This is a genomic window from Xanthomonas prunicola (assembly GCF_002846205.1).
GTDB lineage: Bacteria > Pseudomonadota > Gammaproteobacteria > Xanthomonadales > Xanthomonadaceae > Xanthomonas > Xanthomonas prunicola.
On sequence record NZ_PHKV01000001.1, the window covers coordinates 705994 to 718644 of the forward strand.

The window sequence follows — 12651 nt, forward strand, 5'->3', positions numbered from 1 at the left end:
TCCAACGCGTCACTCTTACCAGATTACTGGCAGGTCGACGGGCGATACTTAGCGGCGATCGAGCCAGAGCAGACCCAAGCCACCTGACCGTTAGCGCTCTTGGTGCCGGTTAACGTGATCGTCCCGGTGGGGGTGCTGCCGCCCAGGGCCTGCGCAGTGGCAGTGATGACACCAGTGGTGCCGCTCTGGGCATACGTCACACCAGACACGTACTTGGAGGACTGCGTTTCGATATTAACAGTCGCCGGCATGTTTGCGCTGGTGTCAGAAGCGGCGGCCTCTGACACAGTAGTGCGGGCCGACGAGGCAGCCAACACCACTTCCGACACGCGCGACTTGACCAGGTAATCCTGATAAGCCGGCAGTGCGATAGCAGCCAGGATGGCGATGATCGCAACCACAATCATCAATTCGATCAGGGTAAAACCTTGTTGCTTCTTCATGAGTGCATCCCCTAGAGGTTTATGGAATTGCCGAAATCTCCGGCCCGGGCACTTAACGCATCCAGGCAGGGTGTGTTGTGCGAATTGATACATGCAGGTTGTATGCCAACCCTCAATGACCAGCTCGTTTCGCTCCCCGGAACAGATGATGCCAAGCATTTCCGCAGATGGAAGCACGCCTTCTCGCAACTGGGACGGCAAAGACGATGTGACGCGCCAGGTCACATTTTGACCGCCATGCGGCCCCGATCAGGTCAATCGACGTGCGGCAACTCGCAGTGATGTCCTTCCCAATCAAACACGCTACCATCAACACAAATTCCGGCCTGGGGATGGCTGGATGGGGAGCCAAACATGTCAGTCGCGCGTAGCGCCATCAAGAAGCAACCGGTCGACCGGAACACCAGCCTGCTGCAGACCTTCATTTGGGAAGGGGCTGACAAGCGTGGCGTGAAGATGAAGGGAGAACAGACAGCCCGCAACGCCAATATGTTGCGAGCAGAGCTGCGCCGTCAGGGCATCGTGCCCAGCATGGTGAAGCAAAAGCCGAAGCCTCTGTTCGGAGCGGCGGGGAAGAAAATCACCCCCAAAGACATTGCGTTCTTTAGCCGCCAGATGGCGACGATGATGAAGTCGGGCGTGCCCATCGTCAGTTCGTTGGAGATCATCGGCGAGGGACACAAGAACCCGCGCATGAAGAAGATGGTGGGTCAGGTTAGGACTGATATTGAGGGTGGCTCGTCGCTCTATGAGTCCATCGGCAAACATCCGGTTCAATTTGACGAGCTCTACCGCAACCTTGTCCGCGCGGGCGAAGGTGCCGGCGTGCTTGAGACAGTCCTCGATACGGTCGCCACCTATAAAGAAAACATTGAAGCCCTCAAGGGCAAGATCAAAAAGGCAATGTTCTACCCTGCCATGGTGGTTGCCGTGGCAATCATCGTGAGTGCGATTTTGCTCATCTTCGTGGTGCCCCAGTTCGAAGAGGTATTCAAGAATTTCGGCGCTGAACTACCGGCATTCACTCAGCTTCTCGTCAACGCCTCGCGCTTCATGGTCAGCTATTGGTGGTTGATGCTGGTGGTGACAGTTGGATCTATCGTTGGCTTCATCTTTGCCTACAAACGTTCTCCGCGGATGCAGCATGGACTTGATCGGTTGATCCTCAAGGTCCCCGTGATTGGGCAGATCATGCACAACAGCGCAATTGCACGTTTTGCAAGGACGACTGCCGTGACGTTCAAGGCAGGCGTGCCTCTCGTCGAGGCACTCGGAATCGTTGCAGGTGCCACCGGCAACAAGGTCTACGAGGAGGCCGTACTGCGGATGCGCGATGACGTATCGGTTGGCTATCCGGTCAACATGGCGATGAAGCAAGTGAATTTGTTTCCACACATGGTGGTACAAATGACCGCGATCGGTGAAGAAGCAGGCGCCCTGGATACCATGCTTTTCAAGGTGGCAGACTACTTCGAGCAGGAAGTCAACAATGCCGTGGATGCGCTAAGCAGCCTGCTGGAGCCGCTAATCATGGTGTTCATTGGCACCATCGTAGGCGGCATGGTCATCGGCATGTATCTTCCGATCTTCAAACTCGGCGCAGTGGTTGGATAAGACGTAATGGCATTTCTCGACCAGCATCCCGGTCTCGGCTTTCCCGCCGCGGCCGGACTGGGACTGCTGATCGGCAGCTTCCTGAACGTGGTGATCCTGCGCTTGCCCAAGCGTATGGAGTGGCAGTGGCGGCGCGATGCGCGCGAGATCCTGGAGCTGCCGGACATCTATGAGCCGCCGCCGCCCGGGATCGTGGTGGAGCCGTCGCACGACCCGGTGACAGGCGACAAGCTTAAGTGGTGGGAGAACATCCCGCTCTTCAGCTGGCTGATGTTGCGCGGCAAGTCGCGCTACAGCGGGAGGCCGATTTCTATTCAGTACCCCTTGGTGGAAGTACTGACGTCAATCCTGTGCGTGGCCAGCGTCTGGCGGTTCGGCTTCGGCTGGCAGGGCTTCGGCGCAATCGTGCTGAGCTGCTTTCTGGTGGCGATGTCCGGCATTGACCTGCGCCACAAGCTGCTGCCGGACCAGCTGACCTTGCCGCTGATGTGGCTGGGCCTGGTCGGCTCGATGGACAACCTCTATATGCCGGCCAAGCCCGCCCTGCTGGGCGCGGCGGTCGGCTATGTCTCGCTGTGGACGGTGTGGTGGCTGTTCAAGCAGCTCACCGGCAAGGAAGGCATGGGCCACGGCGACTTCAAGCTGCTGGCCGCGCTCGGTGCTTGGTGCGGGCTGAAAGGCATCCTGCCGATCATCCTGATCTCCTCGCTGGTCGGCGCCATCCTGGGCTCGATCTGGCTAGCGGCCAAGGGCCGCGACCGCGCCACCCCGATCCCGTTCGGCCCCTACCTGGCCATCGCCGGCTGGGTGGTGTTCTTCTGGGGCAACGATCTGGTGGACGGCTACCTGCACTTCGCAGGCCTGCGTTGACCGGGGCACGACGATGAGCGACTTCATCGTCGGCCTCACGGGTGGCATCGCCTCCGGCAAGAGTGCCCTCGCCGCCGAGTTCGAGAAGCTGGGTGTGCCCGTGGTCGATGCGGATCTCGTGGCCCGGCAAGTGGTGGCGCCGGGGCCAGTTCTCGACGCCATCGTCGCGCAGTTCGGGGCCGAGGTTTTGCTCACCGACGGAACGCTGGACCGCCAGACCCTGCGCCAGCGCGTCTTTGCAGATACCGCACAACGACGAGTGCTCGAAGCCATCACCCACCCAGCCATCCGCAGCGAACTGCAGCGCGCAGCGCTGGCGGCACCGGCTCCGTACACTATTGTCGCCATCCCCTTACTCGCCGAGGTGGGCGGGCGGGCGGGCTATCCCTGGCTCGATCGCATCCTCGTCGTCGACGTGCCGGTCGCGTTGCAACACCAACGCCTGATGCAGCGCGACGCAGCGACGGCCGAGCTGGCCGACCGCATGATTGCTGCGCAAGCGACGCGCGAGCAGCGGCTGGCCATCGCCGACGATGTGGTCCGTAACGACGGCGTGCCGGAGCAGTTGACGCAGGCGGCACACAGATTGGACGCGGACTATCGGGCACGGTCCGACCGTTAGGCCATCGCGCGTCGGTAGTCGCTTATGCACCAGGCATAATAGGTAGATCGCTTTTCCGCTCAGACCTAGCTGCAGCATCTGCTGCAGAGCGCCGAGGGTGCGCTGAGGCGATCGCAGAAGCAGCACAACGCTCGTCCCTAGCGGTCATGCTTGTACGATAAGCTGCTTACAGCGCAGGCACGGCCACGATGACCTGCAGACATTATCCAAGGAGTTGGACGCGATGCAGAACCTGCAGATGCGAGCCCCGAGACACGGGAGCAAGTGGTTCGGAATGCTGTTGGCCATTGTGGTGACATGTGTTTCCGTCATTCCCACGATACAGATCGCTTATGCGTATGACTCAGGCGTTTGCAATGCGGGAACGCTCTTATGCGATCAGGGCCAGGCATATCTCAATGCGGTAAAGGAAGGAAACGAAGCAATCTGCATTGGCGAAGGAACATTAGCCGCTGTAAATACCCATGCCAGCTTAGTTCTCGACCTAGCCTATGATCAGCGCTACCAAGCAGTCGTTCAGTGCTATAGAGCGTTTGATAACTACACCAGCGAATCTCGCTTAGGCGAGAGCTTTTACCCAGTAAAATGCAGTGCCAGGCCGACATTCACCCCCGCAGCCGGCAGTACTGGCAAAGTCTGCCAGGAGGGCTGCGAATACACGGTAAGCAACAATGGCGGACAGCCGATCGCTACGCCAAACGGTGCAGTCTGCTCGTCACCACCACCGCTTGATCCTGGCAAGAACAATGGCTGTTGCGACGGGACGACAGGCCCCACCACGGCCGGCAACCCGGCTAACGTGTTTACAGGGACCAAGCTCGAAACGGCGGCCGACTACCGTGCGCCGGCAGGGCATCTGGAATTCGTCCGTTATTACAGCGGTGCCGTCGGCCTGCAACCCACCAGTGCGCTCGGCAACACCTGGCGCCATAGCTACACCCGGACCATCACCGTCACCGATGCATCGACGCTGATCCTGACGCGCCCCAACGGTAACTTCTACAGGTTCAAGAAATCTGCCAATGGCACCTGGACACCGGACTGGGATGTACGCGAAACGCTGTCCGAAGTGCAAGACAATGGGACGCTGACAGGATGGAAGGTGACTGCCATCGACGACAGCAAAGAGCAGTTCGATCTGGACGGCAAGCTGACCGGCATCAGTTACACCGATGGCGAGCAACTCGCCCTGACTTACGCAGGCGGCCAGTTGCAATCTGTGACGGATACACGTGGCCGTCGCCTGCTATTTTCCTACCAGGCAGGCAGGATCGCACAAGTTGGACTCCCCGATGGAATGGTGCTGGTCTATGGCTACGACCCCCAGGCGCGATTGAGGTCGGTGACCTTGCAGACAGCTGCAAGAGTGGTGGTGTCGGCTATCGCCGGGTATGACTATGATGATGCGCGCTTTCCGGACGCACTGACCAACCACCGCGATGAGCAGGGCCAGGTGTATGCCTCGTGGACCTACGATGCGCAGCAACGCGTCGTCCGCAGCGTGCACGGCGATCCGACCGGCAAGATCGACGAGGCCACGATTGCTTACGCGGGGAACACGTCCACTGTCTCCAATGCGCTTGGCAATGCGGTAACGCGGACTGGCATCTCAAAACTTGGCCAGGCCAAGGTCACCGCCGTCCAGGGGTTGTGCCCCGAATGCACGGTTGGGGCTTTCCAATCGCGCAGCTACGACGGCAACGGCTATCCCGACCAGGAAGTCGATTTTGCAGGTGTGGCAACCGATTGGAGGTACAACAACCGTGGCCTGTTGGCCAGCAAGATCGAAGCGGCCAACAGCAGCAGCGGCCAGAAGCGCACGCTGCAAACGGACTGGCACCCCAGCTTCCGTGGTCCCACCGACCGGCGCACTTACGATACCAATGATGTCCTGGTAGCAAGGACGACCTGGACCTACAACACCAGGGGGCAGGCACTAACCGTGTCGCAGACGGATCCAAGCGGAGGTCCCACCCGCGTCACCACCCAGCGTTACTGCGAAGACAGCGATGCCGCCGCCGGCAGTTGTCCCTTGCCCGGCTTGCTGCTGGCCAGCGATGGCGCACGCACGGATATCGCCGACAGCACCAGCTATGCTTATTACACTGCCGACGAGGCCAGTTGCATGGCATCGCCGAGTACCTGTCCGCATCGCAAAGGCGACTTGTGGAAAGTCACCAACGCCCTCGGCCGCGTCACCGAATACCTCGCCTACGACGGCGCCGGCCGCCCGCTGTCCATCAAGGACGCCAACGGCATCGTCACCGACTACACCTACCACCCGCGCGGTTGGCTCACCGCCAGCAAGGTGCGCGGTAGCGACGCATCCAGCGAGGCCGATGACCGCATCACCCGCATCGACTACTGGCCGACCGGGCTGGTCAAGCAGGTCACCCAGCCCGATGGTGCGTTCACCGCCTTCGCCTACGATGCGGCGCATCGGCTGACCGATATCGCTGACAACGCGGGCAATACCCTCCACTACACGCTGGATAACGCCGGCAATCGTGTCAAGGAAGACACCAAGGACGCGGCCGGTACGTTGAAGCGCACGCTCTCGCGCGTCTACAACCAACTGGGGCAACTCAAGACGCAGGCCACCGCGGCTAGCAACCCCACCGACTTCGAGTACGACGCCAATGGCAACGTCACCAAGGTGACAGATGCACTGGCAACCGCGACCCAGAGCGAGTACGACCCGCTCAATCGCCTGTCACGCACGCTGCAGGATGTGGCCGGCATCAAGGCGGGCACCACCTTCGACTACGATGCGCTGGACAACCTCACCAAGGTCACCGACCCCAAGGGCCTGGATACCAAATACGAGTACAACGGCTTTGGCGATCTGGTGAAGCTCACCAGCCCGGACACCGGCGTCACCAGCTACACCTACGACAGCGCCGGCAACCGTGCCACCCAGACCGACGCGCGCGGCAACACCACCGCCTACGGCTACGACGCGCTCACTCGCCTGACCAAGGTCACCTACCCCACCACCAGCCTCAATGTTGCCTACACCTACGACGTGACGCAGACGGCCTGCACGAGCGGGGAGACCTTCTCCATCGGGCGCCTGACCAAAATGCAGGACGGCGGCGCCATCACCCAATACTGCTACAACCGCTTCGGCGACCTCGTGCGCAAGGTGCAGACCAGCAACGGCAAGGCACTGGTGTTGCGTTACGACTACACCGTCGGCGGCCAGTTGCGGCGCATGACCTATCCCGACGGTGCAGTGGTCGATTACGTGCGCAACGCGCAAGGCCAAACCACCGAGGTCGGCGTGACACCGGCCGGCGGTAGCCGCCAGGTGCTGCTGGGCAACGCCAGCTACTACCCGTTCGGTCCGGCCGCCGGCTGGACTTACGGCAATGGCCGGACCCTCGCCCGTCGGTACGATCTGGACTACCGCCCGCAGGCGATCCAGGACACCCGTCCGGGCGGGCTGGAAGTGGGCTTCGGCTTCGACCCGGTTGGCAACCTCACCGCGCTGACGCCCGCTGGTAATTCCACGCCGGAGATCGGCCTGGGCTACGACGCGCTGGGCCGCCTGACCGGCCTCAAGGACGGCCGCACCGGCACCCTGATCGACGGCTACAGCTTTGATGCCACCGGCAACCGCCTCAGCGCCAAGGTCGGCACGGCCACGCAGGCCTACATCTACCCGACCGACAGCCATCGCCTCAGCGCAGTGGCCGGGGTGGCCCGCAGTTACGACGCCACCGGCAACACCACCGCCATCGGCGGCACCGCGCGTCAGTACACCTACGACACCACCGGCCGCATGACCCAGGCCCGCCGCGCCGGCGCGGTGACCATGAACTACCGCTACAACGGCCGTGGCGAACAGGTGCGCCGCTTCCTCGGCACCACCAACACCTACACGCTCTATGACGAAGCCGGCCATTGGCTGGGCGACTACGACAGCAACGGTGCGCCCAAGCAGCAGGCGATCTGGCTGGACGACCTGCCGGTCGGCCTGCTGGCCAACGCCAACACGCTGCACTACATCGAACCCGACCACCTGGGCAGCCCACGCGTGGTGATCGACCCCACCCGCGATGTGGCGGTGTGGACGTGGAGCTTGAAGGGCGAAGCCTTCGGCAACACTGCGCCGAATCAGGATCCTGATGGAGATGGTGCAGCGCTGGTGTTGGATATGCGGTTTCCGGGGCAGCGGTTTGATGCGGCTAGTGGACTAAATCAGAATTACTTCCGTGACTACGAGGCGGCTACTGGACGGTATGGGCAGAGTGATCCGATTGGGCTCATTGGCGGCTTGTCGACATACAGTTACGTAGAAGCCACTCCATTCACATCAGTGGATGCAACTGGTCTTCAAGGGGTTAGACGACTACCCCAACCCGGGCAGGGAGGATTTCCCGGAGGATATACAAATCCAAACAATCCCAACAATTACGGTGCTAATGGGCAGCCAGCATATCCGCCCAACCCTTCCGCAGAACAGATATTGGGAGGAATTTTGGCCTCACCGATGGTAAGTTCATCTCAGTCTCCATTAGGCCAGCTGATCAACACTTCCATAGCGTTAGCTGGCACGCTCTGCGAAGATGATGACGTGGACAAATGTGAAAAGCAGGCTCAAGCTGATGAGCAAATGTGCAGAATGGCTACGATTCCTGGTACGGCTCCGAGAGCAAGGTGCTGGGAAAGCGTTCAAGCGCGCTGGGGAGCATGCAGGTCCGGAAATCCGCTTCCACCATTAGTGATATGGTGAAATCATGAAAGAAAATCAAGAACACATCTTAAAAAGAACACTCAAAGCAGGATCCAGAACCATCGTCGTTACAATAAACAAGCCCTCTGAAGAGGGCGAAGACTTCCGGTGCCAATACACAATAGATGATGGCGAATCCAGAAGACTTAGCTACGCCATGGGAATGGATTCGGTCCAGGCGATGCAGTTAGCGATGAAGAAGATTAGTATAGACCTCTTGGCCTTAGGAGAAAAAATAGGAAACCCCATTAACTGGCTGGAAGATGGCCCTGAAGGCAGTGGATTTTGAATGCTAGCAGATGACCTAACCCACCTACGGGATCATCGCAGCACCACTACAGCCAAACCATTAAAATTTCTAGCACAGAAACCTTACGAAATGCCGGCAATGAAACATCGACGGCTATTGCTCACTAATCTAGCAAATGATCTATTTGGCGCTTGTAGTTGTTGAGAAAATATTTGGTAACCATGTAGTGCTCCGTATCTTCATAGCCAACCTTCTCTAGTCCATTATCGCCGATCTGGTAAATACAAGCATCAGGGTACGCCATGAGAATTGGCGAGTGAGTAGCGATCAAGAACTGTGATCGCGACTGTACCAACTGGTGCAGTCGCGACATCATTGCCAGCTGCCGCTGGGGCGAAAGCGCAGCTTCAGGCTCATCGAGTATGTAAAGACCGTTTCCACCGAAACGGTTCATCATCAACGCAAAGAAAGATTCGCCATGAGATTGCTGATGAAGCGAGACTCCACCATAGGAATCAATGATTGCCCCCCCGAAAGGCCCCTCATCCAACCGCTCGATCTCGGTAGCAAGATTGAAGAAACTCTCTGCCCGTAAGAAGAATCCATCCTTGGCGCGCGCAACCCCTTTCACAAGCGTTAAGTACTCATGCAACTCCGAGTGCGAGGCACGGGTCTGGAAATTGAAGTTCTTGGTGCCTCCTTCCGGGTTGAATCCAAAGGCAACCGCAGTGGCTTCCAGCAGCGTGGACTTGCCACTCCCGTTCTCACCAACGATAAAGGTTACCTTCGGATGCAGCTCCAAAGTACCCAAGTGACGGACTGCAGGAAGAGAAAAAGGATAGCGATCGAAGGTCTGACCTTTCCTCTTGAGCTTGATTTCCAACAGATAGTGTTTAGCATCGAGTGCGCGCATGGGGATCACCCTTTACGCGGCGCGCGTACGCACGCGGCTGAAGTGATGAAGCGCGGAGAACGTATTTGAACGCAACAGATTGCGTTTAGCGCGACACTGAATGCCTGCGGATTATCCATATGACACTACTCGTGATTTCTAATTCTGTCAGTATGGAACGCAAGACCGCTGCTGCCTACCCAATGACGCTCACGCCGCGATGATAACTAGCCCATCTTCACGACTCACATCGCTTTCAGTACTCAATGCCCGAAGGCGGGCCCGGCTGATGAGAAGCCGGTATCCGTTCGATACGAATTGGCAGGGTGACGCGGCTCATCAATACTGTGGGCAGCGGGTAGTCGATGCCGATGGAATCCAGGCCGCGATCGTCCTCCAGGCAACTGCCGCGACTGACTTGACTGCTTGTTGCGCAAGGTGCAGACCAGCAACGGCAAGGCGCTGGTGCTGCGTTACGACTACACCGTCGGCGGGCAGTTGCGGCGCATGACCTATCCCGACGGGGCAGTGGTCGATTACGTGCGCAACGCGCAAGGCCAGACCACCGAGGTCGGCGTGACCCCGGCTGGAGGCAGCCGGCAGGTGCTGCTGGGCAATGCCAGCTACTACCCGTTCGGCCCGGCTGCCGGCTGGACCTACGGCAATGGCCGCACCCTCGCCCGCCGCTACGATCTGGACTACCGCCCGCAGGCGATCCAGGACACCCGTCCGGGCGGGCTGGAAGTGGGCTTCGGCTTCGACCCGGTTGGCAACCTCACCGCATTGACGCCCGCCGGCAATACGACGCCGGAGATCGGCCTGGGCTACGACGCGCTGGGCCGCCTGACCGGCCTCAAGGACGGCCGCACCGGCACCCTGATCGACGGCTACAGCTTTGATGCCACCGGCAACCGCCTCAGCGCCAAGGTCGGCACGGCCACGCAGGCCTACAGCTACCCGGCCGACAGCCATCGTCTCAGTGCCGTGGCCGGCGTCGCCCGTAGTTACGATGCCGCCGGCAACACCACGGCCATCGGCGGCACCGCGCGTCAGTACACCTACGACACCACCGGCCGCATGACCCAGGCCCGCCGCGCCGGCGCGGTGACCATGAACTACCGCTACAACGGCCGTGGCGAACAGGTGCGCCGCTTCCTCGGCACCACCAACACCTACACGCTCTATGACGAAGCCGGCCATTGGCTGGGCGACTACGACAGCAACGGTGCGCCCAAGCAGCAGGCGATCTGGCTGGACGACCTGCCGGTCGGCCTGCTGGCCAACGCCAACACGCTGCACTACATCGAACCCGACCACCTGGGCAGCCCACGCGTGGTGATCGACCCCACCCGCGATGTGGCGGTGTGGACGTGGAGCTTGAAGGGCGAAGCCTTCGGCAACACTGCGCCGAATCAGGATCCTGATGGAGATGGTGCGGCGCTGGTGTTGGATATGCGGTTCCCGGGGCAGCGGTTTGATGCGGCGAGTGGATTGAATCAGAACTACTTCCGGGACTATGACGCCACGACCGGGCGGTATGGGCAAAGTGATCCGATTGGCCTAGAAGGTGGATTGAGTTCCTACGCCTATGTCAGCTCTAGACCTCTAAGCAGCGTAGATCATAACGGGCTGCAAGCTATTCCTCTTCCTATGCCGCTTCCCATCGGACCTCCAGGATTCGGAGAAGGAGAAAATGGCATGGATGACTTTGGCGGCCCGCGTCTACCGGAGCCGACCGCAGCAGGAATGCTTGGCGGACTTTATCAAATTTCCAAGACAACACCTGGTTTTTCCTTGCTTGATCAGTCGCTCACAATAGCCAACGCACTATGCCCTGAGAACAATGACGAGCTCTGCGAAAAAGCAAAGACAGATGCACGAAACGCCTATTTTAAACTGATCACAAAAAGAATCCCTCAATTTCAAACCGGTGGGACTAGGGGTCGCGACCCTGGTCACTTACAGGCAATAATTCAATTGCAAGCGCGCCTGCGCGACGCCCTAAGAAGGGTGCGAATGTACTGCAAGCCATTACCAGCCGAGTACGGCGAATGGGAACGCGTCGCCAACTTAAACGCACCAGGCTTTTAAAATCATGAAACCCAATGAAATTCAACGCTGGGCTCAGACTTACATTGAGGCACAGAAGCGCCAGATCACCAATACCGAAGATCCACTTTGGTGGGCTGTAGACCTATTTTTCGAACTAATGGAATCGAAGCCAGAAGCCTGCTGGGAAGTTCTTGTGGAAATAAGCCGATGCAATCCACCGGAAGGCGTCATCAGTATTGCGGGCGCTGGCCCGCTTGAAGATTTAATTGACTCCCATGGCAATCGCTTTATCGATCAAATAGAAGTTGAAGCTGAGCGAAATTCGGTTTTCAGGAAAATGCTTGATGCAGTTTGGGAAAGTAGCGACAACACAACCTGGTCAAGAATCATGGAGATCAGATCCCAGAAGTGACAATTGATATAAATCCATTGAATTTATTCAGCAATAATTGCCAGATCAATCACCACTTCAACCTAGATTAACAATAGCAAGAAGATTAACGAATGCAATCATTACCCAGCAGCATCCGCGTTGGCGCCGGTGCAATGACGTCGACTTTAGGCATGAGCGCAAGATAAATGATTTAAAAAATAATCTCGGGAACACTAGAAAATGATTTATTTACGTTTTTCCTAAATAATGGTCGCAACTTGCTTTATTTGTACTGGAGGACTTATGTAATGGATTGAATCTCTTGCGGCGGGCAACAAGAGAACATTCAGACCAGCCTAAAATAACCTGGGCGTTATCATTCAATCTCTGAGCAAAATTAATGTTAGTTTGCCTTCTTACTTCCGACTTTTCCATTCCCAGGCATGACTGACACGGCTATCTGAATGACCCAGAGCAGGCGACATTCCACAAGACCAGTAGCAACATTTGCCTCAAGGAGCGTAGAAACTCCGTGCATAGCGGTACCCACCTCCGTCAAACCGGTGGGTTTTTTGTGCCTGCCTGCTGGTACAAACCGACGCGATGCCTACGTCGGGAGGGCGCTAATACAACACTCCTTCGGGAGGAATACGCCCGCCGACTACTAGCGGTTTCTAACCTCCCGACATCCCGTCGCCGGCCGGCGACGGTGCCTGTTCTTCGTAGGACGCGTTGTCATGGCAAATGTGTCGATAGTGCAGATGGGTGAGTATCGTCGCTACATGGTGCTGGCGAAG

The 12651-nt window shown here is 58.5% G+C and carries 9 protein-coding genes; 7 read left to right on the forward strand and 2 right to left on the reverse strand.

The window, feature by feature from the left end:
• Positions 1 to 23: 23 nt before the first annotated feature.
• Positions 24 to 443 (reverse strand): pilin, encoded by a 420-nt coding sequence (locus XpruCFBP8353_RS03130; protein WP_101361873.1) that lies wholly within the window; start codon positions 441 to 443, stop codon positions 24 to 26.
• 354 nt (positions 444 to 797) lie between these two features.
• On the opposite strand from XpruCFBP8353_RS03130, the gene XpruCFBP8353_RS03135 reads away from it, so the two are divergent.
• The 5 genes from XpruCFBP8353_RS03135 to XpruCFBP8353_RS23300 all read left to right on the forward strand — a co-directional run bounded on the left by XpruCFBP8353_RS03135 (position 798) and on the right by XpruCFBP8353_RS23300 (position 8576).
• On the forward strand, positions 798 to 2057 hold the full coding sequence (locus XpruCFBP8353_RS03135) for a type II secretion system F family protein (RefSeq protein WP_101361874.1): 1260 nt from the start codon (positions 798 to 800) through the stop codon (positions 2055 to 2057).
• Positions 2058 to 2063: 6 nt separating this feature from the next.
• Complete coding sequence (locus XpruCFBP8353_RS03140; protein ID WP_101361875.1) at positions 2064 to 2927, forward strand: prepilin peptidase; 864 nt, start codon at positions 2064 to 2066, stop codon at positions 2925 to 2927.
• A 13-nt stretch (positions 2928 to 2940) separates the two neighbouring features.
• Complete coding sequence (gene coaE, locus XpruCFBP8353_RS03145) at positions 2941 to 3549, forward strand: dephospho-CoA kinase (protein ID WP_101361876.1); 609 nt, start codon at positions 2941 to 2943, stop codon at positions 3547 to 3549.
• Positions 3550 to 3772: 223 nt separating this feature from the next.
• Positions 3773 to 8287 (forward strand): RHS repeat domain-containing protein, encoded by a 4515-nt coding sequence (locus XpruCFBP8353_RS03150; protein WP_249027450.1) that lies wholly within the window; start codon positions 3773 to 3775, stop codon positions 8285 to 8287.
• 4 nt (positions 8288 to 8291) lie between these two features.
• Positions 8292 to 8576, forward strand: a complete 285-nt coding sequence (locus tag XpruCFBP8353_RS23300) for a DUF6968 family protein (RefSeq protein WP_101378132.1) — start codon at positions 8292 to 8294, stop codon at positions 8574 to 8576.
• A 124-nt stretch (positions 8577 to 8700) separates the two neighbouring features.
• Here XpruCFBP8353_RS23300 and XpruCFBP8353_RS03155 read toward each other — a convergent pair whose 3' ends face one another.
• Complete coding sequence (locus XpruCFBP8353_RS03155) at positions 8701 to 9450, reverse strand: AAA family ATPase (protein WP_052844664.1); 750 nt, start codon at positions 9448 to 9450, stop codon at positions 8701 to 8703.
• Between the two features lie 417 nt (positions 9451 to 9867).
• Between XpruCFBP8353_RS03155 and XpruCFBP8353_RS03160 the strand changes: the two genes are divergently transcribed.
• Complete coding sequence (locus XpruCFBP8353_RS03160; RefSeq protein WP_407071303.1) at positions 9868 to 11520, forward strand: RHS repeat domain-containing protein; 1653 nt, start codon at positions 9868 to 9870, stop codon at positions 11518 to 11520.
• A gap of 4 nt (positions 11521 to 11524) precedes the next feature.
• Positions 11525 to 11893 (forward strand): DUF6869 domain-containing protein, encoded by a 369-nt coding sequence (locus tag XpruCFBP8353_RS03165; RefSeq protein WP_101361877.1) that lies wholly within the window; start codon positions 11525 to 11527, stop codon positions 11891 to 11893.
• Positions 11894 to 12651 lie beyond the last annotated feature (758 nt).

What these genes read in the sequence shown, in the direction of transcription:
- XpruCFBP8353_RS23300 (WP_101378132.1), top strand. Translation starts at nt 8,292, where the DNA reads ATGAAAGAAAATCAAGAACACATCTTAAAAAGAACACTCAAAGCAGGA.
- XpruCFBP8353_RS03135 (WP_101361874.1), top strand. Translation starts at nt 798, where the DNA reads ATGTCAGTCGCGCGTAGCGCCATCAAGAAGCAACCGGTCGACCGGAAC.
- XpruCFBP8353_RS03140 (WP_101361875.1), top strand. Translation starts at nt 2,064, where the DNA reads ATGGCATTTCTCGACCAGCATCCCGGTCTCGGCTTTCCCGCCGCGGCC.
- coaE (WP_101361876.1), top strand. Translation starts at nt 2,941, where the DNA reads ATGAGCGACTTCATCGTCGGCCTCACGGGTGGCATCGCCTCCGGCAAG.
- XpruCFBP8353_RS03150 (WP_249027450.1), top strand. Translation starts at nt 3,773, where the DNA reads ATGCAGAACCTGCAGATGCGAGCCCCGAGACACGGGAGCAAGTGGTTC.
- XpruCFBP8353_RS03155 (WP_052844664.1), bottom strand. Translation starts at nt 9,450, where the DNA reads ATGCGCGCACTCGATGCTAAACACTATCTGTTGGAAATCAAGCTCAAG.
- XpruCFBP8353_RS03130 (WP_101361873.1), bottom strand. Translation starts at nt 443, where the DNA reads ATGAAGAAGCAACAAGGTTTTACCCTGATCGAATTGATGATTGTGGTT.
- XpruCFBP8353_RS03165 (WP_101361877.1), top strand. Translation starts at nt 11,525, where the DNA reads ATGAAACCCAATGAAATTCAACGCTGGGCTCAGACTTACATTGAGGCA.